The sequence below is a fragment of the Enterobacter cloacae complex sp. SYL001 genome, from assembly GCF_049237025.1.
GTDB lineage: Bacteria > Pseudomonadota > Gammaproteobacteria > Enterobacterales > Enterobacteriaceae > Enterobacter > Enterobacter intestinihominis.
This window is the reverse complement of the sequence record NZ_JBMKJI010000013.1, coordinates 1-25,991: the sequence shown is the minus strand read 5'-3', so window position 1 is coordinate 25,991 and position 25,991 is coordinate 1. Positions and strand designations below refer to the sequence as shown.

Annotated in this window: 19 protein-coding genes, 1 rRNA gene and 1 riboswitch; of the genes, 13 read left to right on the top strand and 7 right to left on the bottom strand. The window is 56.5% G+C overall.

Annotated elements, in window-relative coordinates:
• The first annotated feature begins 141 nt into the window (after positions 1-141).
• From metB to katG, 4 genes are all read left to right on the top strand, one after another.
• Entirely contained in the window at positions 142-1,302 is a 1,161-nt protein-coding gene (gene metB / locus ACOTZP_RS13490; protein ID WP_017383102.1) for a cystathionine gamma-synthase, read from the top strand.
• Positions 1,303-1,304: 2 nt separating this feature from the next.
• Entirely contained in the window at positions 1,305-3,737 is a 2,433-nt protein-coding gene (locus tag ACOTZP_RS13485) for a bifunctional aspartate kinase/homoserine dehydrogenase II (protein ID WP_003862044.1), read from the top strand.
• 270 nt (positions 3,738-4,007) lie between these two features.
• Positions 4,008-4,898: a methylenetetrahydrofolate reductase gene (metF, locus tag ACOTZP_RS13480; protein ID WP_022649792.1), complete on the top strand. Its 891-nt coding sequence runs from the start codon at positions 4,008-4,010 to the stop codon at positions 4,896-4,898.
• A 144-nt stretch (positions 4,899-5,042) separates the two neighbouring features.
• Positions 5,043-7,223 (top strand): catalase/peroxidase HPI, encoded by a 2,181-nt coding sequence (gene katG, locus ACOTZP_RS13475; protein WP_206227859.1) that lies wholly within the window; start codon positions 5,043-5,045, stop codon positions 7,221-7,223.
• A gap of 91 nt (positions 7,224-7,314) precedes the next feature.
• Here katG and gldA read toward each other — a convergent pair whose 3' ends face one another.
• The 5 genes from gldA to argE all read right to left on the bottom strand — a co-directional run bounded on the left by gldA (position 7,315) and on the right by argE (position 14,198).
• The gene (gene gldA, locus ACOTZP_RS13470) at positions 7,315-8,418 is read right to left on the bottom strand and encodes a bifunctional L-1,2-propanediol dehydrogenase/glycerol dehydrogenase (RefSeq protein WP_038416925.1); all 1,104 of its coding nucleotides are present in this window, start codon (positions 8,416-8,418) and stop codon (positions 7,315-7,317) included.
• Positions 8,419-8,430: 12 nt separating this feature from the next.
• On the bottom strand, positions 8,431-9,093 hold the full coding sequence (gene fsa, locus ACOTZP_RS13465; RefSeq protein ID WP_032626957.1) for a fructose-6-phosphate aldolase: 663 nt from the start codon (positions 9,091-9,093) through the stop codon (positions 8,431-8,433).
• A 128-nt stretch (positions 9,094-9,221) separates the two neighbouring features.
• Positions 9,222-9,986 carry a helix-turn-helix transcriptional regulator gene (locus ACOTZP_RS13460; RefSeq protein ID WP_023298892.1) on the bottom strand — a complete coding sequence of 255 codons (765 nt, stop codon included), beginning with the start codon at positions 9,984-9,986 and terminating at the stop codon, positions 9,222-9,224.
• 102 nt (positions 9,987-10,088) lie between these two features.
• Entirely contained in the window at positions 10,089-12,740 is a 2,652-nt protein-coding gene (ppc, locus tag ACOTZP_RS13455; protein ID WP_271074926.1) for a phosphoenolpyruvate carboxylase, read from the bottom strand.
• A gap of 306 nt (positions 12,741-13,046) precedes the next feature.
• The gene (argE, locus tag ACOTZP_RS13450) at positions 13,047-14,198 is read right to left on the bottom strand and encodes an acetylornithine deacetylase (protein WP_015569956.1); all 1,152 of its coding nucleotides are present in this window, start codon (positions 14,196-14,198) and stop codon (positions 13,047-13,049) included.
• Positions 14,199-14,286: 88 nt separating this feature from the next.
• Between argE and argC the strand changes: the two genes are divergently transcribed.
• From argC to oxyR, 4 genes are all read left to right on the top strand, one after another.
• Positions 14,287-15,291 (top strand): N-acetyl-gamma-glutamyl-phosphate reductase, encoded by a 1,005-nt coding sequence (gene argC, locus ACOTZP_RS13445; RefSeq protein WP_045623064.1) that lies wholly within the window; start codon positions 14,287-14,289, stop codon positions 15,289-15,291.
• Positions 15,292-15,297: 6 nt separating this feature from the next.
• Positions 15,298-16,074 carry an acetylglutamate kinase gene (gene argB, locus ACOTZP_RS13440; RefSeq protein ID WP_096216668.1) on the top strand — a complete coding sequence of 259 codons (777 nt, stop codon included), beginning with the start codon at positions 15,298-15,300 and terminating at the stop codon, positions 16,072-16,074.
• 105 nt (positions 16,075-16,179) lie between these two features.
• Entirely contained in the window at positions 16,180-17,553 is a 1,374-nt protein-coding gene (gene argH / locus ACOTZP_RS13435) for an argininosuccinate lyase (protein WP_271074927.1), read from the top strand.
• A 305-nt stretch (positions 17,554-17,858) separates the two neighbouring features.
• Positions 17,859-18,776, top strand: a complete 918-nt coding sequence (gene oxyR, locus ACOTZP_RS13430) for a DNA-binding transcriptional regulator OxyR (protein ID WP_022649783.1) — start codon at positions 17,859-17,861, stop codon at positions 18,774-18,776.
• On the opposite strand, the gene sthA is transcribed toward oxyR, so the two are convergent.
• Entirely contained in the window at positions 18,759-20,159 is a 1,401-nt protein-coding gene (sthA, locus tag ACOTZP_RS13425; protein ID WP_003862057.1) for a Si-specific NAD(P)(+) transhydrogenase, read from the bottom strand. The genes oxyR and sthA overlap by 18 nt on opposite strands.
• 196 nt (positions 20,160-20,355) lie before the next feature.
• On the opposite strand from sthA, the gene fabR reads away from it, so the two are divergent.
• Both fabR and ACOTZP_RS13415 read left to right on the top strand, forming a co-directional pair.
• Positions 20,356-20,994 carry an HTH-type transcriptional repressor FabR gene (gene fabR, locus ACOTZP_RS13420; RefSeq protein WP_003862059.1) on the top strand — a complete coding sequence of 213 codons (639 nt, stop codon included), beginning with the start codon at positions 20,356-20,358 and terminating at the stop codon, positions 20,992-20,994.
• 9 nt (positions 20,995-21,003) lie between these two features.
• Entirely contained in the window at positions 21,004-21,363 is a 360-nt protein-coding gene (locus ACOTZP_RS13415) for a YijD family membrane protein (RefSeq protein WP_017383113.1), read from the top strand.
• 90 nt (positions 21,364-21,453) lie between these two features.
• Here the strand turns inward: ACOTZP_RS13415 and trmA are convergent, their stop codons facing one another.
• Positions 21,454-22,554 carry a tRNA (uridine(54)-C5)-methyltransferase TrmA gene (gene trmA / locus ACOTZP_RS13410; protein WP_023298887.1) on the bottom strand — a complete coding sequence of 367 codons (1,101 nt, stop codon included), beginning with the start codon at positions 22,552-22,554 and terminating at the stop codon, positions 21,454-21,456.
• A gap of 104 nt (positions 22,555-22,658) precedes the next feature.
• Positions 22,659-22,834, top strand: a riboswitch (cobalamin riboswitch).
• Positions 22,835-22,900: 66 nt separating this feature from the next.
• On the opposite strand from trmA, the gene btuB reads away from it, so the two are divergent.
• From btuB to ACOTZP_RS13395, 3 genes are all read left to right on the top strand, one after another.
• Positions 22,901-24,748: a TonB-dependent vitamin B12 receptor BtuB gene (btuB, locus tag ACOTZP_RS13405; protein ID WP_063146865.1), complete on the top strand. Its 1,848-nt coding sequence runs from the start codon at positions 22,901-22,903 to the stop codon at positions 24,746-24,748.
• On the top strand, positions 24,693-25,544 hold the full coding sequence (gene murI, locus ACOTZP_RS13400) for a glutamate racemase (RefSeq protein ID WP_023298885.1): 852 nt from the start codon (positions 24,693-24,695) through the stop codon (positions 25,542-25,544). Before btuB ends, murI begins: the two co-directional genes overlap by 56 nt.
• A 381-nt stretch (positions 25,545-25,925) precedes the next feature.
• Positions 25,926-25,991 (top strand): 16S ribosomal RNA (locus ACOTZP_RS13395); the annotation flags it as partial.

The following is a 25,991-nucleotide window of genomic DNA, read 5'->3' as shown; positions in this document are numbered from 1 at the left end:
AAGCATATAATTTTAACGGCTATTTGCGCATTGCTCAATCTATACGCAAAGAAGTTTAGATGTCCAGATGTATTGACGTCCATACTTTCAATGTTTACTCTGGTGCCTGACTTTTCACCTCATTCGCCAGGAAGCCTCACCATGACGCGTAAACAGGCCACCATCGCAGTGCGTAGCGGATTGAATGATGACGAGCAGTACGGCTGCGTTGTCCCGCCAATTCATCTCTCCAGCACCTATAATTTCACCGGATTTAATGAACCTCGCGCGCATGACTACTCGCGTCGCGGCAATCCTACGCGTGACGTCACCCAGCGCGCGCTGGCGGAACTGGAAGGCGGCGCAGGGGCGGTATTAACCAATACCGGCATGTCTGCCATTCATCTGGTGACCACGGTGTTCCTGAAACCTGGCGATCTGCTGGTGGCGCCGCACGACTGCTACGGCGGCAGCTATCGTCTGTTTGATAGCCTGGCGAAACGTGGCTGCTACCGCGTGTTGTTTGTCGATCAAAACGACGAACAGGCGCTGAAACAGGCGTTAGCCGAACAGCCGAAGCTGGTTCTGGTGGAAAGTCCAAGCAATCCATTGTTGCGCGTAGTCGATATTGCGAAAATTTGTCAGCTCGCAAGGGATGCGGGAGCGATAAGTGTAGTGGATAATACGTTCCTCAGTCCGGCCCTTCAGAACCCACTGGCACTGGGTGCCGATCTGGTGTTGCATTCATGCACGAAATATCTGAACGGCCATTCTGACGTGGTAGCGGGTGTGGTGATTGCCAAAGATCCTGATGTTGTCACTGAACTGGCATGGTGGGCCAATAACATTGGCGTCACCGCGGGCGCGTTCGACAGCTATTTGCTGCTGCGCGGTATCCGCACCCTGTCACCGCGTATGGACGTGGCGCAGCGTAATGCCCAGGCGATCGTGGATTTCCTGAAAACCCAGCCGCTGGTGAAGAAGCTTTATCACCCGTCGCTGCCGGAAAACCAGGGGCACGAGATTGCCGCGCGCCAACAGAAAGGATTTGGCGCGATGTTAAGTTTTGAACTGGACGGTGACGAGCAAACGCTGCGTCGCTTCCTGAGCGGGTTGTCATTGTTTACGCTGGCGGAATCCTTAGGGGGAGTAGAAAGCTTGATCTCCCACGCCGCAACCATGACGCACGCAGGTATGGCACCCGAAGCACGTGCCGCCGCCGGGATTTCCGAGACGCTGCTGCGTATCTCGACCGGTATTGAAGATTCTGAAGATTTAATTGCCGATCTGGAAAATGGCTTCCGGGTCGCAGCCAAGGGGTAATCATGAGTGTGATAGCGCAGGCAGGGGCGAAGGGTCGTCAGCTGCACAAGTTTGGTGGTAGTAGTCTTGCTGATGTGAAATGTTATCTGCGTGTCGCAGGGATCATGACCGAGTATTCACAGCCGGGGGACATGATGGTTGTCTCTGCGGCGGGCAGCACCACCAACCAGCTGATTAGCTGGCTGAAACTGAGCCAGACCGATCGCCTCTCTGCGCATCAGGTGCAACAGTCCTTACGTCGTTACCAGAGTGAACTGATTGCCGGTTTGCTGCCTGCGGACGTGGCGGACGGGCTGATAAGCGCCTTTACTCACGACCTTGAGCGTCTGGCAGCTCTGCTGGACAGCGGCATTACCGATGCGGTGTATGCGGAAGTGGTTGGCCATGGTGAAGTGTGGTCTGCGCGCCTGATGGCCGCCGTGCTGCAACATCTTGGCGTGGAAGCCGCCTGGCTCGACGCGCGTGATTTCCTGCGTGCCGAACGCGCCGCACAGCCGCAGGTGGACGAAGGGTTGTCCTACCCGCTGCTGCAACAGCTGCTGGTGCAACATCCGGGTAAACGTATTGTGGTGACCGGCTTTATCAGTCGCAGCAACGCAGGTGAAACCGTACTGCTGGGCCGTAACGGCTCTGACTACTCGGCAACGCAGATTGGCGCCCTGGCGGGCGTGTCCCGCGTCACCATCTGGAGCGACGTGGCCGGTGTCTACAGCGCGGACCCGCGCAAAGTAAAAGATGCCTGCCTGCTGCCGCTGCTGCGTCTCGACGAAGCGAGCGAGCTGGCGCGTCTGGCGGCACCAGTGTTGCACGCGCGCACGCTACAGCCGGTTTCCGGCAGCGACATCGACCTGCAACTACGCTGTAGCTACACGCCGGATCAGGGTTCCACTCGCATCGAGCGCGTGCTGGCATCCGGTACGGGCGCGCGCATTGTCACCAGCCACGATGACATCTGCCTGATTGAGTTCCAGGTACCTGCGGGCCAGGATTTCAAACTGGCGCACAAAGATATCGACACCATCCTGAAACGTGCCCAGGTGCGTCCGCTGGCCGTTGGCGTGCATAACGATCGCCAGCTGTTGCAGTTCTGCTATACCGCTGAAGTGGTGGACAGCGCCCTGAAGATTCTGGATGAAGCGGGACTGCCGGGCGAGCTTCGCCTGCGTCAGGGACTGGCGCTGGTGGCAATGGTGGGCGCGGGCGTCACCCGTAACCCGCTGCACTGCCACCGCTTCTGGCAGCAGCTGAAAGGGCAGCCGGTGGAGTTCACCTGGCAGTCGGAAGAGGGCATCAGCCTGGTTGCTGTTCTGCGCAAGGGGCCAACCGAAAGCCTGATTCAGGGCCTGCACACCTCCCTGTTCCGCGCGGAAAAACGCATCGGCCTGGTACTGTTCGGGAAAGGGAATATCGGTTCCCGCTGGCTGGAGCTGTTCGCCCGCGAGCAGGTAACGCTTTCGGCGCGTACCGGGTTTGAATTTATTCTGGCTGGGGTGGTGGACAGCCGCCGCAGCCTGCTGAACTACGAAGGGCTGGACGCCAGCCGGGCGCTGGCCTTCTTTAACGATGAAGCGGTTGAGCAGGACGAAGAGTCGCTGTTCCTGTGGATGCGCGCGCACCCGTACGACGATCTGGTGGTGCTGGACGTTACCGCCAGCGAACAGCTGGCCGATCAGTATCTGGATTTCGCCAGCCACGGTTTCCACGTCATCAGCGCCAACAAACTGGCGGGCGCGAGCAGCACTGATAAATACCGTCAGATCCATGACGCATTCGAAAAAACGGGCCGTCACTGGCTGTATAACGCCACCGTTGGCGCGGGCCTGCCGGTGAACCATACCGTGCGCGACCTGATTGAAAGCGGCGACAGCATTCTGGCGCTGAGCGGGATCTTCTCCGGCACGCTCTCCTGGCTGTTTTTGCAGTTTGACGGCACCGTTCCGTTCACCGACCTGGTGGATCAGGCGTGGCAGCAGGGCTTAACCGAGCCGGATCCGCGCGTTGACCTTGCCGGTAAAGACGTGATGCGCAAGCTGGTGATCCTGGCGCGTGAAGCGGGCTACGACATTGAACCGGGTCAGGTACGCGTTGAGTCTCTGGTGCCTGCGGGCTGCGAGGAAGGATCTGTCGATCACTTCTTTGAGAACGGCGACGAGCTGAACGAGCAGATGGTGCAACGTCTCGAAGCGGCAAACGAGATGGGCCTGGTGCTGCGTTACGTGGCGCGCTTCGAGGCGAACGGTAAAGCGCGCGTGGGCGTGGAGGCGGTACGTCCTGAACATCCGCTGGCGGCGCTGCTGCCGTGCGATAACGTCTTCGCCATCGAAAGCCGCTGGTACCGCGATAACCCGCTGGTGATCCGTGGCCCGGGTGCGGGGCGCGATGTGACCGCCGGAGCCATTCAGTCCGACATTAATCGCCTGGCTAAGCTACTGTAACCCCTCACCCTAACCCTCTCCCCTTAGGGGAGAGGGGACTGCTCGGTGCGGTCTTTCCCCCCTCGCCCCTTTGGGGAGAGGGCTGGGGTGAGGGGCCTTCTCACCCCCCATCATGAATCCCCTTCATCTTCCCTGAACAAACCTCACCGTTAATGTTGATTATTTCTGTTGACGTCATCCCGCTTTTCCGTCATTTTTACATCTGGACGTCTAAACGTATAGAAGTTCACAACACAACAAACAATGACACGCGAAAGATAGAGGTAAGGTATGAGCTTTTTTCACGCCAACCAGCGGGAAGCCCTGAATCAGAGCCTGGCCGAAGTAAACGGCCAGATTAACGTCTCTTTTGAATTTTTCCCGCCGCGCACCAGTGAAATGGAGCAAACCCTGTGGAGCTCTATCGATCGCCTGAGCAGCCTGAAGCCGAAGTTCGTCTCCGTAACCTACGGCGCCAACTCCGGTGAGCGTGACCGCACGCACAGCATCATTAAGGGCATTAAAGACCGAACCGGTCTGGAAGCGGCACCGCACCTCACCTGTATCGACGCCACCCCTGATGAACTGCGCGCGATTGCTCAGGACTACTGGAACAACGGCATTCGTCATATCGTTGCCCTGCGCGGCGACCTGCCGCCGGGGAGCGGTAAGCCGGACATGTACGCCACCGATCTGGTTGCCCTGCTGAAAGACGTTGCTGACTTTGATATTTCCGTTGCCGCTTACCCGGAAGTTCACCCGGAAGCGAAAAGCGCCCAGGCGGATCTGCTTAACCTGAAGCGTAAGGTGGACGCAGGTGCAAATCGCGCCATTACTCAGTTCTTCTTTGATGTGGAAAGCTATTTACGCTTTCGCGACCGCTGCGTCTCGGCGGGTATTGATGTCGAAATCATCCCTGGCATTCTGCCGGTCTCGAACTTCAAACAGGCGAAGAAATTCGCGGATATGACCAACGTGCGCATTCCGCTGTGGATGTCCAAAATGTACGAAGGTTTGGACGATGACCCGGAAACACGCAAGCTGGTGGGGGCCAATATCGCGATGGATATGGTGAAGATTTTAAGCCGTGAAGGGGTGAAGGATTTCCACTTCTATACGCTTAACCGCGCGGAGATGAGTTACGCCATTTGCCATACGCTGGGTGTCCGCCCGGCGTTATAAAGTAAAAATCCCTCATAAAGTGAGGGTTTTTTACTCGAACAGAAAGTTAAAAGGTATTAGCTATCGAATCTGTGGATTAATTCAACTATCTCTTATCGCTAGTGGTGTATATCGTAACGGTAACACTGTAAAGGGAGCATAGCGATGAGCATGTCAGACGAGACCAATAACGCGGCATCCGCCGGCAAATGTCCGTTCCACCAGGGCGGCGTCGATCACAGCGCGGGTGCAGGTACCGGCAGCAAAGAGTGGTGGCCTAAACAACTCCGCATCGATTTACTTAATCAACACTCCAGCCGTTCAAACCCTCTGGGTGAAGACTTCGACTACCGCAAAGAATTCAGTAAGCTCGACTATTCCGCCCTAAAGGGCGATCTCAAAGCACTGTTAACCGACTCACAACCGTGGTGGCCTGCCGACTGGGGCAGCTATGCGGGCCTGTTTATCCGTATGGCCTGGCACGGTGCGGGTACCTATCGCTCCGTTGATGGTCGCGGCGGTGCCGGTCGCGGTCAGCAGCGTTTTGCGCCGCTGAACTCCTGGCCTGATAACGTCAGCCTGGATAAGGCTCGCCGTCTGCTGTGGCCAATTAAGCAAAAATACGGACAAAAAATCTCCTGGGCCGACCTGTTTATCCTCGCGGGTAACGTGGCGCTGGAGAACTCCGGCTTCCGCACCTTTGGTTTCGGTGCCGGGCGTGAAGACGTCTGGGAACCGGATCTGGACGTGAACTGGGGCGATGAAAAAGCCTGGCTGACTCACCGTGACCCGGAAGCGCTGGCGAAGCGCCCGCTGGCCGCCACAGAAATGGGCCTGATTTACGTTAACCCGGAAGGGCCAAACGCCAGTGGTGAACCGCTGTCTGCGGCGGCGGCGATCCGCGCTACATTTGGCAACATGGGCATGAATGACGAAGAGACCGTTGCGCTTATTGCAGGCGGCCATACGCTCGGTAAAACGCACGGTGCAGGCGAAGCCACGCACGTGGGCACTGACCCTGAAGCGTCGCCTATTGAAGCGCAGGGCCTGGGCTGGGCCAGCACGCACGGCACCGGTATTGGCGCTGACGCCATCACCTCCGGGCTGGAAGTTATCTGGTCTCAAACCCCAACCCAGTGGAGCAACTATTTCTTCGAGAACCTGTTCAAATACGAATGGGTGCAGACACGTAGCCCGGCGGGCGCAATTCAGTTTGAAGCCGTGGATGCGCCGGAAATTATGCCTGACCCGTTCGACCCGTCGAAAAAACGCAAGCCAACCATGCTGGTCACCGACCTGACGCTGCGTTTTGATCCGGAATTCGAGAAAATTTCCCGTCGTTTCCTGAACGATCCGCAGGCCTTCAACGAAGCCTTTGCGCGCGCGTGGTTCAAGCTGACCCACCGCGATATGGGGCCAAAAGCGCGGTACATCGGCCCGGAAGTACCGAAAGAAGATCTGATTTGGCAGGATCCGCTGCCTCAGCCGGTGTTCCATCCGACGCAGGAAGATATTGAAAGCCTGAAAGCGGAAATCGCGGCCTCGGGTCTCTCCGTGAGCGAGCTGGTTTCCGTGGCCTGGGCGTCGGCATCGACCTTCCGCGGCGGCGACAAGCGTGGCGGCGCGAACGGCGCGCGTCTGGCGCTGGCACCTCAGCGCGACTGGGACGTTAACACCGCGGCGGTGCGGGCATTACCGGCTCTGGAAGCGATCCAGCGCACCACCAACAAAGCTTCACTGGCCGATATCATTGTGCTGGCGGGTGTCGTGGGCGTTGAGCAGGCGGCGAAAGCGGCAGGCGTTTACGTCAACGTACCGTTCACTCCAGGTCGTGTGGATGCGCGTCAGGATCAGACGGATATCGAGATGTTTAACCTGCTCGAACCGATTGCCGACGGTTTCCGTAACTATCGCGCGCAGGTGGATGTGTCCACCACGGAGTCGCTGCTGATCGACAAAGCCCAGCAGTTGACCCTGACCGCGCCGGAACTGACGGTGTTGATCGGCGGTTTGCGCGTACTGGGTGCAAACTTCGATGGCAGCAAGAATGGCGTGTTTACTAACCGCGAGGGCGTGCTGAGCAACGACTTCTTCGTCAATCTGCTGGATATGAACACCCAGTGGAAAGCGACCGACGACTCAAACGAGCTGTTTGCCGGTAGCGATCGCGCCAGCGGGGAAGTGAAATATACCGCCACCCGCGCCGATCTGGTCTTCGGTTCCAACGCTGTCCTCCGCGCGCTGGCCGAAGTTTACGCCAGCAGCGATGCACAAGAGAAGTTCGTCCGCGACTTCGTTGCCGTATGGGCGCGAGTGATGGATTTGGATCGGTTTGACGTGAAGTAACCCTTGTGCCGGGTGGCGGCTACGCCTTACCCGGCCTACAAATTAAAGTGCCATGTAGGCCGGGTAAGCGCAGCGCCACCCGGTTTTTCTATTACTCCCACTCCTGCAAGAATCGCTGTCCATACTGGTCCGCCACCAGCAGCGCCGCATAGACCTGATCCGGCGTTACGCCGCCAGGCATGTTGTGAATGGTTTCCCCTTCGGCACAGGACGCCTCCGCGATCAGCCGCATTTTAGCCGGAATATCCTCTTTGATATTCAGCTGCGCCAGCGTAATTGGCAGCCCGACGCTATGGCACAGCGCCGCAACGGTTTCGATTTCTTCTACCGGCGCGTTCTCCAGTACCAGTTGCGTCAGCGTACCAAATGCCACTTTTTCACCGTGGTAGAAATGGTGCGCATCCGGCACCGCCGTCATGCCATTGTGAATGGCGTGTGCCGCCGCCAGCCCGCCACTTTCAAAGCCCACGCCGCTCAGATAGGTGTTGGCTTCAATAATGCGTTCCAGAGCAGGCGTCACCACGTGTTGTTCCGCCGCCAGCATCGCTTTCTCGCCCTCTTCAACCAGCGTGTTGTAGCACAGCTCAGCCAGCGCTAACGCTGCCTGCGTGCACTTGCCACCCGCCATGGTCGTGGCGCCGCTGCGCGAACAGGCGCGCGCTTCAAACCAGGTTGCCAGGGCATCGCCAATCCCGGCGGCCAGCAGGCGCGCAGGTGCGCTTGCCACCACCCTGGTATCGACAATCACCATGTTCGGGTTGTGCGGCAGCATCAGGTAGCGATCGAACTCGCCGCTGTCGGTATAAATCACGGAAAGGGCACTGCACGGCGCATCGGTGGAGGCAATGGTCGGGGCAATAGCCACCGGCACGTCCATAAAGTGCGCCAGCGCTTTGGCGGTATCCAGCGTTTTTCCGCCCCCGATACCCAGCACCGCCAGGCAGTCGGTACTGTCGGCCAGTTTTTTCAGGCGATCGATTTCATTTTGCGAACATTCGCCGCCAAACGGTGCAATTTCGGCATGGAGTCCGGCTTTTTTAAAACTCTGACGCAGGGTTTCTTCGGCAAAACCCAGCACAAATTTATCGCCTACCACCAGCCAGCGAGCCGCCAGCGGCTTCAGGTAGTCGCCGAGACGAGTGAGAACATCAGCGCCCTGGATGTACTTCCCCGGCGATTGAATGATACGGTCCATAACATATCTCCCTTAGAGGTTGAGGTTACCAAACGCGTTTTTCCAGTCCTGCTCGAACTTCTCTATGGCTGACTCTACCGCTGGCGTGCCGAGCATTTGTTGCGCTACGTCTAAGGGAAGCGTGATTGCCTCACATCCTGCCAACAGGCAATCCAGCGCCTGGCGCGGCGTTTTAAAGCTGGCAGCCAGCACCATGCTCTCTGGCGCATGCTGTTCCAGCAGGGATTGCAGTTCCTGTACCGTGCGAATGCCGTCACCGCCCTGCGCATCGACGCGGTTTACATACGGTGCGACATATTTCGCTCCTGCCAGCGCGGCCAGTAACCCCTGAGCGGCGCTGTAAACGGCGGTTCCCAGCGTGGTAATTCCCTCTTTCTTCAGCGCGTTAATCGCGATGAGCCCCTGTGCAGTGACGGGAATTTTTACCACGATGTCCGGCAGGGCATTGTTCAGCCGTTTTGCTTCCGCCACCATTCCTTCGGCGTCGCGGCTCATGGTTTGGGCAAACAGCCTGCCCTCCGGGCCGATAGCATGCTGCAGGCGCGGCAACACCTCCCAGACAGATTCGCCGCTGGCGGCTACGATGCTTGGGTTGGTGGTCACGCCCGCAATGGGAAAAATGCACGCCAGGCGTTCAACTTCTGCCACGTTGGCGGTATCCAGGTACAGTTCCATTATTTTTCCTTAAGTCAGAAAGGTTGAATAAAGGATACGGCGCACCCAGTCGCGGCGAATACAGGTCAATTTTGCCAAATACTGGATAAATGTAATGTCCCTGGCGAAGTGAGAGAGCGATCACAATGCTACTTTTTGGCGATCAGCTGGCTGTGATACTGGCGTCGATATTCGGAAGGGGAACGTTCAGTGTGCTTGCGAAAGAGACGGCAAAAGTAGTTACTGTCCGTAAATCCGCAGCTTGCAGCGATATCTTTGATTTTAAACTCGTAGCCTTTAAGAAGCTGACGCGCGTGCTCGAGGCGTGTTTGCGTAAGATATTCGTTGAACCCCACGCTGCCTGTTTTTTGAAAAAGATGAGAAAGGTAGTTCGGAGAAATATAAAACGCCTGCGCCACCGATTCACGGGTTAGTGCAGAGGCGTGATGTTCTTCGATGTAGTGACGAATCGCTTCAAATAATGCACGGCTGCGGCTGGCGGTATGGATATCGCTGCCCAGCAGATCGCGACAGTGGCTGAGCAAACTTAATACCACCAGTCTGGCCGTTTCCCGATCGTCTGGCTGCATTTGCAATTCAGCGAGCGTCTGCAAAAGGAATGCGCCCACTCGCGGCCCGCGTCTGGCAACCTGTTGCTGTTGCAAAAGCGTGTTGTCGCGCTCGAGCTGAAGAGTCAGTTGTTGCTTGCCGAAGCTGATGTTGAGCGAAAAGGCGGGTTGAAGCGGAATATTACCGGATGAAAAAAATAACGCTTCGCAGGCCGTATCAAAGCTAAGCACGAGGCAAGGTGACGTTCGGGGGAGAGGTTTAGCCGAAGGGGGGAAATGCACCTGACGCAGCGGCAAGGTGCCGTTGATCAGGTCATTCAGGATGTGGGGGATATCGTGGTGCATGGTGTGGATACCAGGGTATTGCCCGGCGGCGCTGGCGCTTGCCGGGCCTACGAAAAGCCTATTGTAGGCCGGGTAAGCGTAAGCGCCACCCGGCAAAACCGATCAACCGGTGTTACGCATCCCCGCCGCAACGCCTGCAATCGTCACCATTAACGCCTGTTCGACGCGTGGATCCGGCTCTTTACCTTCCTCTTCCGCCAGACGCGAACGGTGCAGCAGTTCAGCCTGTAAAACGTTCAGCGGGTCGGTGTAGATGTTACGCAGTTGGATAGACTCGGCGATCCACGGCAGGTCTTCCATCAGGTGGGAGTCGTTAGCGATATCCAGCACCACTTTGATGTCGCCTTCCAGCAGCTCGCGTAGCTCTTTACCCAGCGCCCACAGCTCGGGTTTCACCAGACGCTGATCGTAGTATTCCGCCAGCCACAGGTCGGCTTTCGAGAAGACCATCTCCAGCATCCCCAGACGGGTAGAGAAGAATGGCCAGTCGCGGCACATGGTTTCCAGTTCGCTCTGCTTACCGTCTTCCACCACTTTTTGCAGCGCCGCACCGGCACCCAGCCAGGCCGGCAGCATTAAGCGGTTCTGCGTCCAGGCAAAGATCCACGGAATGGCGCGCAGGGATTCAACGCCGCCAGTAGGACGACGCTTGGCCGGGCGCGAGCCGAGCGGCAGTTTACCCAGCTCCTGCTCAGGCGTGGCTGAGCGGAAGTAAGGCACAAAGTCTTTGTTTTCACGCACGAAGCCGCGATACAGATCGCAGGAGATGTCAGACAGCTCGTCCATAATCCGGCACCAGGATTCTTTTGGCTCCGGCGGCGGCAGCAGGTTGGCTTCCAGGATCGCACTGGTATAGAGCGACAGGCTGCTGATGGTCACTTCCGGCAGGCCGTACTTGAAGCGGATCATCTCGCCCTGCTCGGTCACGCGCAGGCCGCCTTTCAGGCTTCCTGGTGGTTGGGAGAGCAGCGCCGCGTGTGCAGGCGCACCGCCACGACCAATTGAACCGCCGCGTCCGTGGAACAGGGTCAGTTCAATACCGGCTTTTTCGCAGGTTTTAATTAGCGCATCCTGCGCCTGATACTGCGCCCAGGAGGCTGCCATCACGCCCGCATCTTTCGCGGAGTCGGAATAGCCAATCATCACCATCTGCTTGCCCTGAATAAAGCCGCGATACCAGTCGATGTTCAGCAACTGGGTCATCACGTCGTTGGCGTTGTTCAGGTCGTCGAGAGTCTCAAACAGCGGTGCTACCGGCAGTGCGTAGTCGATGCCCGCTTCTTTCAGCAGAAGGTGAACGCCCAGCACGTCGGACGGGGTCTTCGCCATGGAGATCACATAGGCGGCCACCGATCCTTTCGGCGCATCCACGATCGCTTTACAGGTGTTGAGCACTTCGCAGGTGTCATTGCTTGGCTCCCAATTGCGCGGCAGCAGCGGGCGCTTGGAGTTCAGCTCGCGGATCAGGAACGCCTGTTTGTCGGCTTCGGACCAGCTTTCATAGTCGCCAATGCCGAGATAGCGGGTCAGCTCGCCCAGCGCTTCGGTATGACGGGTACTTTCCTGACGGACGTCGATACGCACCAGCGGCACGCCGAAACACTTCACGCGGCGCAGGGTGTCGAGCAGTTCGCCATTGGCAATGATGCCCATCCCGCAGGCCTGAAGCGATTTATAACAGGCGTACAGCGGTTCCCAGAGCTGTTCGTTCTGGCTCAGCAGACCTTCCGGCTTCGGCAGGCGCTGGCCTTTCAGGCGCGCTTCCAGCCAGGCCTGCGTGGCCATCAGCTGACCGCGCAGTTTTTTCATCAGGAAACGGTACGGCTCACTGGCACCTTCTTCACCGGCCAGCGCGCGCAGTTCCGGCGTCGCTTCTACCATCGACAGCTCGGAGATCAGCACCTGAATATCTTTCAGGAACAGATCGGTTGCTTTCCAGCGGCTCAACAACAGGACATGACGGGTGATTTCCGCCGTCACGTTCGGGTTGCCGTCGCGGTCGCCGCCCATCCAGGAAGTGAAGCGAACCGGCACAAAGTCGACCGGCAGGCGATAGCCCAGATTTTCTTCCAGCTGTTCGTTCAGCTCGCGCAGGTAGTTTGGCACCCCTTCCCACAGGCTGTTTTCCACCACCGCAAAGCCCCATTTGGCTTCGTCGACCGGGCTTGGGCGATGCTTACGAATTTCATCGGTGTGCCAGGACTGAGCAATCAGCTGGCGCAGGCGGCGCATAAGCTGGTTACGTTCGTAGTCGGCAATGTCTTTGTTATCCAACTGCTTCAGACAGTTGTTCACTTCCACCATTTTGTGGATCAGCGTACGACGCGTGATTTCGGTTGGGTGTGCGGTCAGCACCAGCTCCAGCGAAAGGGATTCCACCGCTTTTTTGATGGTCGCTTCGTTGAGGTTGGGCTGGTCTTTGAGTTTACGAAGGGTGCGGGCAATGACTTCCGGGTTGCTGGCCGCTTCGCCTTTTGGCGAAATGCTGTGGTATTGCTCAGCGGTGTTTGCCAGGTTCAGAAACTGGCTGAAGGCGCGGGCAACGGGCAGTAGCTCATCATTAGAGAGGTTCTGCAAGGTGGTGAGCAGCTCCTGACGATTGGCCTCGTTACCGGCGCGGGAAGATTTGGACAGCTTGCGGATGGTTTCAACACGGTCGAGGATGTTCTCCCCCAACGCATCTTTGATGGTATCTCCAAGCACTTTGCCGAGCATACTGACATTACTACGCAACGCGGAATATTGTTCGTTCATAAAAACCCAGTCACCCCATCATTTTTGTTTATGCCCAGGCGAAAATTTTCTGGACATTATTTTGTCATCTCCCTTTATAAAGCCACGTAAAACCCCCGTCGTCAATTGCTGCGAAAACGGTTCAGCAGATGAATAAATGCGGGCAATTTACGAAATTTAATTCGTATTGCGTCAGATAAGAGATGCTTATGGGAATGTGACGTAGATCGCGGGATTTACTCCTCTCACCCTAACCCTCTCCCCAAAGGGGGGAGGGAACTTGAACACCCTCTCCCCTTTGGGGAGAGGGCAGGGTGAGGGGCCGTTTTAATGCCAGCAGAAGTGATGCACAACCTGGGTAATGAGTTCGCGGGTGGGCTTGATGAAGCGGGTTTCGAGATATTCGTCCGGCTGGTGGGCCTGGTTGATGGAGCCAGGGCCCAGAACCAGCGTCGGGCACAGGGTCTGAATAAACGGCGCTTCGGTACAGTAGTTCACCACGTCGGTTTTCTCCCCGAGCAGTTTTTCCACCACCTGAACCAGCTGGTGGTCAGGCGGGCATTCGTAGCCTGGAATCGGCGGATGCAGTTCGGAGACCGTCAGACGTCCCGGCCAGCGCTCGCTGACCGGGGCCAGCGCTTCGTTCAGTAAGCCATCCAGATCGCTCAGCGTCATACCCGGCAGAGGACGGATATCCATATGCAGTTCGCAGCAGGCGCAGATACGGTTGGACGCATCACCGCCGTGCAGGCTGCCGAGATTCAGCGTCGGATACGGCACGGTGAACGCCTCGTAGTGATAGCGCTCTTTCAGATCGTCGCGCAGGGTCATGATGCGGCCAATCGCGTCATGCATCAGCTCAATGGCGTTCACGCCGCGCGCCGGATCGCTGGAGTGACCAGACTGGCCCAGCACGCGCACTGCGGTAGAAATATGGCCTTTGTGCGCCCGAATCGGTTGCAGAGAGGTAGGTTCACCGATGATCGCGCAGTCCGGGCGAATCGACGTGTTTTCAGAGAAATACCGTGCGCCCGCCATGCTGGTCTCTTCATCGGCGGTCGCCAGAATGTAGAGCGGCTTTTTCAGCGTTGTCACGTCCACGTCACGCAGCGCGTCGAGGATAAAAGCAAAGAAGCCTTTCATGTCCGCCGTGCCGAGACCGTAGAGCTTGTTGTCGTGCTCTGTCAGGGTGAACGGATCGCGGGTCCAGCGGCCATCGTCAAACGGCACGGTGTCAGTGTGACCAGCCAGCAGCAGGCCGCCAGCGCCATGTCCGGTGCTGGCGAGCAGGTTAAATTTGTGACGTGTTCCGGGGACGGGCTGAACCTCAACGTTAAACCCAAGATCGCTAAACCAACCCGCCAGCAGATTGATTAAAGACTCATTGCTCTGATCCAGCGCTTCTTCCGTTGCGCTGATGGACGGTGTGGCAATCAGGGCGCGGTAAATCTCGATAAATGGCGGTAAGTTCATTTTCATTGTTGACACACCTTAGGTCGTGATAGTATCAATATTCATGCAATAAATGTGAATAAAAATACATTAACGTTGAGCATAAAGGAACCCGATGTTGAATACGCTGATTGTAGGCGCTAGCGGTTATGCGGGCGCAGAGCTTGTAAGCTACGTGAATCGCCACCCACATATGACCATAACCGCTTTGACCGTGTCAGCGCAAAGCAATGATGCCGGAAAGTTAATTTCCGATTTGCATCCACAACTTAAGGGCGTGGTTGATTTGCCTTTGCAGGCTATGTCTGACATCAGCGAGTTTACCGACGGCGTTGACGTGGTGTTTTTAGCCACCGCACACGAGGTCAGTCACGACCTGGCGCCGCAGTTTCTGGCAGCCGGTTGCGTGGTCTTCGATCTCTCCGGCGCGTTTCGCGTTAACGACAGCGCGTTCTACGAAAAATATTACGGTTTCACCCATCAGCACCCGGATCTGCTCGAAAAAGCGGTGTACGGCCTGGCGGAGTGGAGCGCAGATAAACTGAAAGAAGCGAATCTGATTGCCGTGCCTGGCTGTTACCCGACGGCGGCGCAGCTCTCCCTTAAGCCGCTGATCGACGCGGGTCTGCTGGATCTTGACCAGTGGCCGGTGATCAACGCCACCAGCGGCGTGAGCGGCGCCGGGCGCAAGGCCGCGATCTCCAACAGCTTCTGCGAAGTGAGCCTTCAGCCGTATGGCGTGTTTAATCACCGTCATCACCCTGAAATCACCACCCATCTGGGCGCGGAGGTGATCTTCACCCCGCACCTCGGTAGCTTCCCGCGCGGGATCCTCGAAACCATTACCTGCCGCCTGAAGCCGGGTGTGACCAAAGAACAGGTGAGCGAAGTCTTCACGCAGGCGTATGCGGATAAACCACTGGTGCGTCTGTATGACAAAGGCGTACCAGCGCTAAAAAACGTGGTCGGCCTGCCGTTCTGCGACATCGGCTTTGCCGTGCAGGGCGAGCACCTGATTGTGGTCGCCGCAGAAGATAACTTACTCAAAGGCGCTGCCGCACAGGCAATGCAGTGTGCAAATATTCGTTTCGGCTTCCCTGAAACGCAGGCTCTTATTTAAGGTGTGATGATGAACCCATTAATTATCAAACTCGGTGGTGTACTGCTGGACAGCGAAGAAGCGCTGGAGCGCCTGTTTACCGCGCTGGTGAACTATCGTGAATCACATCAACGTCCGCTGGTGATTGTCCACGGCGGCGGCTGTGTGGTGGACGAGCTGATGAAAGGGCTCAACCTGCCGGTGATTAAGAAAAATGGCCTGCGCGTCACGCCTGCCGACCAGATTGACATTATTACTGGTGCGCTGGCGGGGACGGCGAACAAAACGCTGCTGGCGTGGGCGAAGAAGCACCACATCGCGTCCGTTGGCCTCTGTCTGGGCGATGGCGATTGCGTGAAAGTGACCCAGCTCGACGAAGCGCTTGGCCATGTTGGACTGGCGCAGCCAGGTTCGCCTAAGCTGATTAACACCCTGCTGGAAGGTGGTTTCCTGCCGGTGGTGAGCTCAATCGGCGTGACCGAAGAGGGCGAGCTGATGAACGTCAATGCGGACCAGGCGGCAACCGCGCTGGCGGCCACGCTGGGCGCAGACCTGATCCTGCTCTCCGACGTGAGCGGCATTCTGGACGGCAAAGGCCAGCGTATAGCGGAAATGACCGCCGCAAAAGCCGAACAGCTGATCGATCAGGGCATTATCACCGACGGCATGATCGTTAAGGTGAACGCGGCGCTGGATGCCGCGCGCACGCTGGGTCGTCCGGTGGATATCGCCTCCTGGCGTCACGCGGAGCAACTCCCGGCGCTGTTTAACGGTACGCCGATTGGTACGCGTATTCTGGCTTAAGATTCTGTGCCGGATGGCGCTTCGCTTATCCGGCCTACGGGAATTTTGTAGGCCCGGTAAGCGCAGCGCCACCGGGCAAAAATATCATCATTAAGGAAATTCGTTATGGCACTTTGGGGTGGGCGTTTTACACAGGCAGCGGATCAGCGGTTCAAACAGTTCAACGACTCTTTGCGCTTCGACTACCGCCTGGCCGAACAGGATATTGTCGGCTCTGTGGCCTGGTCCAAAGCGCTGGTGACCGTGGGCGTGCTGACCGCAGAGGAACAGCAGCAGCTGGAAGAGGCGCTGAATAATCTGCTGGAAGAGGTGCGTCTGGATCCGCAGCAAATCCTCCAGAGCGATGCCGAAGATATTCACAGTTGGGTGGAAGGCAAACTTATCGACAAAGTCGGCCAGCTGGGTAAAAAGCTCCATACCGGGCGTAGCCGTAATGACCAGGTGGCGACCGACCTGAAGCTGTGGTGTAAAGAGACCGTCGGCGAACTGCTGGCGGCGAATCGTCAGCTGCAGAGCGCGCTGGTGGACACTGCGCAGAACAATCAGGATGCGGTGATGCCGGGTTATACCCACCTGCAACGCGCGCAACCAGTGACGTTCGCGCACTGGTGTCTGGCCTACGTTGAGATGCTGGCGCGTGATGAGAGCCGTTTACAGGATACCTTAACGCGTCTGGACGTCAGCCCGCTGGGCAGCGGCGCGCTGGCCGGTACGGCTTATGAAATCGACCGTGAGCAGCTGGCAGGCTGGCTGGGCTTTGCTTCCGCCACCCGCAACAGCCTAGACAGCGTCTCTGACCGTGACCACGTGCTGGAGCTGCTGTCGAATGCCTCTATCGGGATGGTGCACCTGTCGCGCTTTGCCGAAGACCTGATCTTCTTTAACTCTGGCGAAGCGGGCTTCGTCGAGCTGTCCGACCGCGTGACGTCCGGCTCCTCCCTGATGCCGCAAAAGAAAAACCCGGATGCGCTGGAGCTGATCCGCGGTAAGTGTGGCCGCGTGCAGGGCGCGCTGACCGGCATGATGATGACCCTGAAAGGGCTGCCGCTGGCATACAACAAAGACATGCAGGAAGACAAAGAGGGGCTGTTCGACGCGCTCGACACCTGGCTGGACTGTCTGCATATGGGCGCGCTGGTGCTGGACGGTATTCAGGTGAAACGTCCGCGCTGTCAGGAAGCGGCGCAGCAGGGCTATGCTAACTCTACCGAGCTGGCAGACTACCTGGTGGCGAAAGGCGTACCGTTCCGCGAGGCGCACCATATTGTGGGTGAAGCGGTAGTGGAAGCGATTCGTCAGGGTAAAGCCCTTGAAGAGCTGGCGCTTGCCGACCTGCAAAAATTCAGTGCGGTTATTAGGGAGGATGTCTACCCGATTCTGGCCCTGCAATCCTGCCTGGATAAGCGTGCGGCGAAAGGTGGAGTCTCGCCGAAGCAGGTAGCGCAGGCGATTGCGGACGCGAAAAACCGGTTGGTTTGATTTGTGCGGGCTGGTGCCCTCACCCCGGCCCTCTTCCACAGGGAGAGGGAGAAAAACGGAGCCTGGCTTAGTGCCGGGCTTTTTTATACGCAAAAAAAAGCGGACCACGGGGTCCGCAAAAGTTCACGTTGGCTTTAGTTTTTCGAGTTTTGAGAGAAACTCGCTGACGGTGCGGGGTCGTTTTGGGTCAAACACGTGCCGCCTCGTCTATGTGATGTATTATTCAACAGAATGCTTGATAGGGATAATCGTTCGTTGCTATGCTATCTATCGCCATGAACTATCGTGGCGACGGAGGATGAATAATGAATATTCGTGATCTTGAATACCTGGTAGCGTTAGCTGAGCATCGCCATTTTCGCCGCGCGGCAGACTCCTGCCATGTCAGCCAGCCAACGCTGAGCGGTCAGATCCGCAAGCTGGAAGATGAGCTGGGCGTGATGCTGCTGGAGCGCACCAGTCGTAAGGTACTGTTCACGCAGGCAGGTCTGCTGCTGGTGGATCAGGCGCGCACCGTACTGCGCGAGGTCAAAGTGCTCAAGGAAATGGCAAGCCAGCAGGGGGAGGCGATGTCCGGCCCGCTGCATATTGGCCTGATCCCAACCGTTGGCCCGTATCTGTTGCCGCAAATCATTCCGCTGCTGCACCAGACGTTCCCGAAACTCGAAATGTACCTGCATGAAGCGCAAACCCATCAGCTGCTGGCGCAGTTAGACAGCGGCAAGCTCGACTGCGCGATCCTGGCGCTGGTCAAAGAGAGTGAAGCGTTTATTGAAGTACCGCTGTTCGATGAGCCGATGATGCTGGCGATCTATGAAGATCACCCGTGGGCGAACCGCGATCGCGTGCCGATGGCCGATCTGGCCGGAGAAAAGCTGCTGATGCTGGAAGACGGCCACTGTCTGCGCGATCAGGCGATGGGCTTCTGCTTCGAAGCGGGTGCAGATGAAGATACCCATTTCCGCGCAACCAGCCTGGAAACGCTGCGTAACATGGTCGCGGCAGGAAGTGGCATTACGCTGCTGCCTGCGCTGGCCGTGCCGCGCGAGCGTAAGCGTGATGGCGTGGTCTATCTGCCGTGTATTAAGCCAGAGCCGCGTCGCACGATCGGCCTGGTTTATCGTCCGGGTTCACCGCTGCGCAGCCGCTATGAGCAGCTGGCAGAGGCCATCCGTGGTGCAATGGATGGCCATTTCGACAACGCGTTAAAACAGGCGGTTTAAGCCGTTCAGCGCAGCTACCCGATAGGCTTCCGCCATGGTCGGGTAGTTAAAGGTGGTGTTAACGAAGTACTCGATGGTGTTGCCACCACCTTTTTGCTCCATGATCGCCTGGCCGATATGAATGATTTCCGCGGCACGTTCACCAAAGCAGTGAATACCGAGGATCTCTTTCGTCTCGCGATGGAACAGGATCTTCAGCGTACCCACGCTCATCCCCACAATTTGTGCGCGCGCCAGGTGTTTAAACTGGGCACGACCCACCTCGTAAGGCACCTTCATGGCCGTCAACTGCTGCTCGGTTTTGCCGACAGAACTGATTTCCGGGATGGTGTAGATGCCCGTCGGGATGTCCTCGATCAGATGCGCCGTCGCTTCACCTTTCACCAGCGCCTGTGCGGCGATGCGGCCCTGATCGTAAGCAGCGGAGGCCAGACTTGGGTAACCAATAACGTCGCCGACCGCGTAAACGTGCGGCAGCGCAGTCTGGTACATGCTGTTGACCTTGAGCTGACCGCGGCTGTCGGTTTCAAGCCCGATATTCTCCAGCTGCAATGAATCCGTGTTGCCGGTACGGCCGTTGGCATACAGCAGGCAGTCCGCCTTCAGCTTCTTACCAGATTTCAGGTGCATGATCACACCGTCGTCGCAGCCTTCGATTTTCTCGTACTCTTCGTTGTGACGAATCACCACGCCACTGTTCCAGAAGTGGTAGGAGAGGGAATCTGACATCTCCTGATCGAGGAACGCCAGCAGCCGGTCGCGGGTGTTGATCAAATCAACTTTGACCTCCATTCCCCGGAAAATCGACGCATATTCACAGCCAATCACGCCCGCGCCATAGATGATCACATGGCGTGGCTCGTGGTGCAGGCTGAGGATGGAGTCGCTGTCGTAAATACGTGGATGAGAGAAGTCCACGTCTGCCGGATGATATGGGCGCGATCCGCAGGCAATCACAAATTTTTCAGCGGTGAGCGTCTCAACCGAACCGTCGTGGCACTCCAGCGCCAGGGTGTGTTCATCCACAAAATGCGCGTTACCCTGCAGAATTTCACAGTGGTTGCGCTCATAGAAACCCTGACGCATGCGCGTCTGCTGGTTAATGACCGTGTCTGCGTGATTCAGGATATCGGCAAAGGAAGAACGAAGAAGTCGGGAGTGGTCGCTGTAAAGAGGGTTCTGGTTAAATTCGATAATGCGGCTAACGGCGTGGCGGAGGGCTTTCGAAGGGATGGTGCCCCAGTGGGTGCAACCGCCGCCGACATTATGGTAGCGCTCAATAACCGCTACTCTGGCTCCCTGTTTTACCAGACCCATAGCAGCACCTTCGCCGCCGGGGCCGGAACCAATAACTATTGCGTCGTAATCGTAGGAATGTGGCATGGCAAGGCTTACCTGTTCTTATACATAAAAGCAACAGAATCATAACATCATTGCCTGGGTAACCCAATTATCGTTGTGCTTTTTTCGGGCAGTGGAGCACAAACCGCGCGTAAACAATCATTCACAAAGCCAGGTAAACAGATTAATTTTATTCTCTGGTATAGTGCCAACGGGCCTTTGGAAGGATTCAACTATCGTGATGGGCGTAAGAGCACAACAAAAAGAGAAAACCCGGCGTTCGCTGGTGGAAGCCGCATTCAGTCAACTGAGTGCTGAGCGGAGTTTTGCCAGTTTAAGCCTGCGCGAAGTGGCGCGCGAGGCCGGGATTGCGCCAACGTCCTTCTATCGTCATTTCCGTGATGTGGATGAACTGGGCCTGACCATGGTCGACGAGAGCGGTTTGATGCTGCGCCAGCTTATGCGTCAGGCGCGTCAGCGTATTGCCAAAGGCGGCAGCGTGATCCGCACCTCCGTGTCGACATTTATGGAATTTATCGGCAATAACCCTAACGCGTTTCGCCTTTTGCTGCGCGAGCGCTCTGGCACGTCGGCGGCGTTTCGTGCCGCCGTCGCGCGTGAAATTCAGCATTTCATCGCGGAACTTGCCGACTATCTTGAACTCGAAAACCATATGCCGCGTGCGTTTACTGAAGCACAGGCCGAGGCGATGGTGACCATTGTTTTCAGTGCGGGTGCCGAAGCGCTGGATGTCAGCATTGAACAACGTAAGCAACTCGAAGAGCGACTGGTATTGCAGCTGCGGATGATTTCTAAAGGTGCGTACTACTGGTATCGCCGTGAACAAGAGAAGTTGGCACATCAAAACGATGAGTGAAGGTGAGTAATGAAACAGTCAGGTCAGGATAAAGGAACGCTGTTGCTGGCATTGATCGCTGGCTTATCCATTAACGGTACGTTTGCGGCGGTTTTCAGCTCAATTGTACCGTTCTCGATTTTCCCGATTATCGCGCTGGTGCTGACGGTGTATTGCCTGCATCAACGTTATCTGAACCGCACCATGCCGGTTGGGTTACCGGGGCTGGCCGCAGCCTGTTTTATTCTGGGTGTACTGTTGTACAGCACCGTGGTGCGTGCAGAGTATCCGGATATCGGTTCTAACTTCCTGCCTGCGGTGCTGTCTGTGGCGCTGGTGTTCTGGATTGGCTCTCGCATGCGTAGCCGCAAGAGCCAGTTACCAGAGTAAAGGGTTTTGTCATTGTAGGCCGGATAAGCGAAGCGCCATCCGGCTTTTTTGGCAGGTGGCGCTTCGCTTACCTGCCCTACAAGGCCCACATTACTTCGCCGTGAGCAGTACGCCGCACTCCATATGGTGCGTATATGGGAACTGATCGAACAGCGCCAGACGTTCAACCTTGTGCGTCTGGCTTAATGTTTCCAGATTCTTGCACAGCGTCTCCGGGTTACAGGAGATGTACAAAATACGCGGGTACGCCTGCACCATCTTCTCGGTTTCGCTGTCCAGGCCACTGCGCGGCGGATCGACAAAAATTGTCTCACACTGGTAGCTCTTCAAATCAATCCCTTGCAGGCGGTTAAACTCACGTACGCCGTTCATCGCCTGGGTAAACTCTTCTGCCGCCATACGAATGATCTGCACATTATCAATATGGTTAGCGGCGATGTTGTACTGCGCGGCGGCCACCGACGGTTTGGCGATTTCCGTCGCCAGCACGCGTTCGAAGTTACGCGCCAGCGCCAGCGAGAAGTTGCCGTTACCGCAGTAGAGCTCCAGCAGATCGCCCGTCGACCCTTCCGTCGCATTCAGCGCCCACTCCAGCATCTGCACGTTCATTGCCGCATTCGGCTGGGTGAAGCTGTTCTCCACCTGACGGTAAACCATCTCTTTTCCTGCCACCGGCAAACGCTCGTCGATGTAATCCTGGTCCAGCATGATTTTGGTTTTGGTCGCGCGGCCAATCAGGTGCACGTTGATGTTCTGCGCGCGCAGCGCATCGCGCAGGGCTTCTGCCTGCTCGCGCCACTCGTCGGTCAGCGCTTTGTGATAGAGCAGAGAGACAATGGCCTGATTGCTTTGGGTGGTCAGGTAGTCAATCTGGAACAGCTTGTTGCGCAGCACCGGATTAGTGCGCACACCGTCGATCATCAGCGTCATTAGCTGGTTGATAAGCTCACTCGCCGCCGGGAAACTGTCTACGCGAATCCGGGATTTCGTCTGCTGATCGAAAATGATGTGGTACAGGTCATCGCCATCGTGCCAGATGCGAAACTCAGCGCGCATACGGTAGTGGCTGACCGGAGAACGAAACACCTCGGGAACGGGCGCGTTGAAAGGCGTCATCATACTTTGCAGGCGGACAACTTTTTCTGCCAGCTGTGCGTCGTACTGTTCTGTCGGGAGGTGTTCGGGGGTCATGATGCGTCCTGAGTGATAAAGAATTACGCGGGGATTGTAGGGATTGTGCAGTGGATGTCCAGATTTAATGGCTAATAGCTATCTGGACATCTATACGTGTCTAATTGTAGCATTCTGTTTCCGGTCTCCTGAGAGTGAAAAGGGAATCCAGTGCAAATCTGGAGCTGACGCGCAGCGGTAAAGACTGGCGGGATGAGAGTTGTAGACACTGTGAAAACGGGAAGTCTTCATCCGTATAACGCCACCCAGCCCGAAGACCTGCCGGGATCACGTCGCATTTGGTTTCATCATCGCGTGCTATCGATGAGGCCTGCGGCATCCTTCTTATATTGTGGATGCTTTAACAATGATTAAAAAAGTATCGCTGTTGACGGCGTTTTCCGTCACGGCATTTTCGGGCTGGGCGCAGGAAAGCGCCGACTCGTTGGTGGTGACAGCAAACCGTTTCGAACAACCTGAAAAATCTGTTCTGGCTGCGACTTCTGTCGTGACGCGGGCCGATATCGACCGCTGGCAATCCACCACGGTTCTGGATGTCATGCGTCGCCTGCCTGGCGTAGATACGGCACAAAATGGCGGGATGGGGCAGCTCTCTTCTCTCTTTATACGCGGTACGAACTCCAGCCATGTCCTGATTCTCGTCGATGGGATCCGCCTTAACCAGGCGGGCGTCACGGGGTCGTCCGATCTCAGCCAGTTTCCGATCTCCCTGGTGCAGCGCATCGAATATCTTCGTGGACCGCGTTCGGCGGTGTACGGCTCGGATGCGATCGGTGGTGTAGTCAACATTATCACTACGCGTGCGAAGGATGGCACAACGCTGAATGCTGGCGTTGGGACACACGGCTTCCAGAATTATGGTGGCAGCACCCAGCAAACATTGGGTGAAAGTACGCGCGTTACGCTGGCGGGGGATTACACCTACACAAAAGGCTTTGACGTCGTTGCTGACGGTAATAACGGCGGCCTTGCCCAGACCGATCGCGACGGCTTTATGAATAAAACGCTCTACGGCGCACTGGAGCATGCTTTCTCTGAGCAATGGAGTGGTTTCGTTCGCGGCTATGGTTACAGCAACCGTACCGCCTATGACGGCTATTACAGTTCATTCACCCCTGATGTGCTGGTTGATACCCGCCAACTCTATAGCCAGACCTGGGATGCCGGATTGCGGTTTAACCGGGATGTTTTCCATTCACAGTTGCTCTCCAGCTACAGTCACAGCAAAGACTACAATTACGATCCGCACCTTGGACGCTATGACTCCACAGCAACCCTGGATGAAATCAAACAGTACAATGTTCAGTGGACCAACTCAGTTGACGTGGGACATGGCAACATCGGCGCGGGCGTTGACTGGCAGAAACAGAGCACCGAGCCGGGTACCAACTACGTAACCAACGCCTATGACCTGCGTAACACTGGCGTCTACCTGACTGGGTTGCAGCAGTTTGGAGATTTCACTCTGGAGGCGGCGGCCCGCAGCGATGACAACTCTCAGTTTGGTCGCCATGGTACCTGGCAAAGTAGCGCAGCCTGGGAGTTCGTTGACGGTTACCGCTTCATAGCCTCTTATGGCACGGCCTATAAAGCGCCGAATCTGGGTCAGCTCTATGGCTTCTACGGCAATACCCATCTTGATCCTGAAGAGAGCAAGCAGTGGGAAGGGGCGTTTGAAGGCCTGACGGCAGGCGTAAGCTGGCGCGTATCCGGCTATCGTAATGACGTTGATAATCTCATCGACTTCAACAATAACCTGCAGCAATATTACAACGTCGGCAAAGCACGCATTAAAGGTGTAGAAGCGACAGCGTCGTTTGATACGGGTCCGTTGACGCATACTGTGGGCTACGACTATGTGGATGCCCGCAATGCGGCAACCAATCAACTTCTGGACCGTCGTGCTAAACAGCAGGTGAAATATCAGCTTGATACGCAGATCTATGATGTTGACTGGAGCCTGACGTATCACTATCTCGGCACGCGCTACGACACCGACTTTGGAACCTATCCGTCAGAGAAAGTTAAAATGGGCGGCGTCAGCCTGTGGGACGTCGCGGTTTCATATCCTGTCACCTCACATCTCACAGTTCGTGGTAAAATAGCCAACCTGTTCGATAAAGATTACGAGACAGTTTATGGCTACAAAACTGCAGGACGGGAATACACCTTGTCTGGCAGCTACACCTTCTGATCCGCGTCCCACCGTGCTGGTGTTTGATTCCGGCGTCGGTGGGCTTTCGGTCTATGATGAGATTCGGCAGCTCCTGCCGGATCTCCATTACATCTACGCCTTCGATAACGTCGCGTTCCCGTATGGGGAAAAGAGTGAAGACTTTATCGTTGAGCGTGTGATTGAAATCGTCACTGCGGTACAAAAGCGCTATCCCCTGGCGCTGGCGGTTATTGCCTGTAATACGGCAAGCACGGTCTCTCTTCCTGCCCTGCGCGAAAAATTCCCGTTCCCGGTTGTGGGCGTTGTCCCGGCAATCAAACCTGCGGCGCGTCTGACGGCGAACGGTATCGTGGGGTTGCTGGCGACACGCGGTACGGTAAAACGTCCTTATACGCGTGAGCTTATTGAGCGCTTTGCCAATGAATGCCAGATCGCCATGCTCGGCTCCGCGGAGCTGGTGGAAATGGCGGAAGCGAAACTGCACGGCGAGACGGTATCGCTTGAAGAGCTGCGTCGCATTCTGCGTCCATGGCTGCGGATGCAGGAACCACCGGATACGGTTGTTCTCGGCTGCACCCATTTCCCGCTATTACAGGAAGAGCTGTTAAAGGTTTTGCCTGAAGGGACCCGGCTGGTGGATTCCGGTGCTGCGATTGCGCGTCGGACGGCCTGGCTACTGGAGCACGAGGCGCCGGATGCGAAATCAGCGGATGCGAACATCGCTTTCTGTATGGCGATAACAAAAGAAACCGAACAACTTTTGCCCGTTTTACGTCGTTATGGCTTCGAAACGCTCGAAAAACTGGCGCTGTAGCACGGTTTTGAGCAAAAAAGAGACGGTTGAACGTTTTTTTTCAAAGAGGGGTTGTCAACGTCTGAGAACTCCCTATAATGCGCCTCCACTGACACGGAACAACGGCTTACAAGCCGCCGGGACAGCGGGGTTCAGAGATGAACGCCAACAGAGAAAAGTGAAAATAATTGCTTGACTCTGAATGAGGAAAACGTAATATACGGGACCTCGCAACGATGAGCTGAAAGCCGCGTTGCAACTGCTCTTTAACAATTTATCAGACAATCTGTGTGGGCACTCAAAGTGACATGGATTCTTAATGTCTTCGGACACTAAATGAATACCAAGTCTCTGAGTGAACACGTAATTCATTACGAAGTTTAATTCACGAGCATCAAACTTAAATTGAAGAGTTTGATCATGGCTCAGATTGAACGCTGGCGGCAGGCCTAACACATGCAAGTCGAA

Bases quoted from the DNA above. Each gene is read 5' to 3' on its own strand.
- trmA (WP_023298887.1), bottom strand. From the start codon at position 22,554: ATGACCCCCGAACACCTCCCGACAGAACAGTACGACGCACAGCTGGCA.
- argC (WP_045623064.1), top strand. From the start codon at position 14,287: ATGTTGAATACGCTGATTGTAGGCGCTAGCGGTTATGCGGGCGCAGAG.
- gldA (WP_038416925.1), bottom strand. From the start codon at position 8,418: ATGGACCGTATCATTCAATCGCCGGGGAAGTACATCCAGGGCGCTGAT.
- btuB (WP_063146865.1), top strand. From the start codon at position 22,901: ATGATTAAAAAAGTATCGCTGTTGACGGCGTTTTCCGTCACGGCATTT.
- oxyR (WP_022649783.1), top strand. From the start codon at position 17,859: ATGAATATTCGTGATCTTGAATACCTGGTAGCGTTAGCTGAGCATCGC.
- sthA (WP_003862057.1), bottom strand. From the start codon at position 20,159: ATGCCACATTCCTACGATTACGACGCAATAGTTATTGGTTCCGGCCCC.
- ppc (WP_271074926.1), bottom strand. From the start codon at position 12,740: ATGAACGAACAATATTCCGCGTTGCGTAGTAATGTCAGTATGCTCGGC.
- argH (WP_271074927.1), top strand. From the start codon at position 16,180: ATGGCACTTTGGGGTGGGCGTTTTACACAGGCAGCGGATCAGCGGTTC.
- murI (WP_023298885.1), top strand. From the start codon at position 24,693: ATGGCTACAAAACTGCAGGACGGGAATACACCTTGTCTGGCAGCTACA.
- metB (WP_017383102.1), top strand. From the start codon at position 142: ATGACGCGTAAACAGGCCACCATCGCAGTGCGTAGCGGATTGAATGAT.
- fsa (WP_032626957.1), bottom strand. From the start codon at position 9,093: ATGGAACTGTACCTGGATACCGCCAACGTGGCAGAAGTTGAACGCCTG.
- ACOTZP_RS13460 (WP_023298892.1), bottom strand. From the start codon at position 9,986: ATGCACCACGATATCCCCCACATCCTGAATGACCTGATCAACGGCACC.
- ACOTZP_RS13485 (WP_003862044.1), top strand. From the start codon at position 1,305: ATGAGTGTGATAGCGCAGGCAGGGGCGAAGGGTCGTCAGCTGCACAAG.
- argB (WP_096216668.1), top strand. From the start codon at position 15,298: ATGATGAACCCATTAATTATCAAACTCGGTGGTGTACTGCTGGACAGC.
- ACOTZP_RS13415 (WP_017383113.1), top strand. From the start codon at position 21,004: ATGAAACAGTCAGGTCAGGATAAAGGAACGCTGTTGCTGGCATTGATC.
- argE (WP_015569956.1), bottom strand. From the start codon at position 14,198: ATGAAAATGAACTTACCGCCATTTATCGAGATTTACCGCGCCCTGATT.
- metF (WP_022649792.1), top strand. From the start codon at position 4,008: ATGAGCTTTTTTCACGCCAACCAGCGGGAAGCCCTGAATCAGAGCCTG.
- katG (WP_206227859.1), top strand. From the start codon at position 5,043: ATGAGCATGTCAGACGAGACCAATAACGCGGCATCCGCCGGCAAATGT.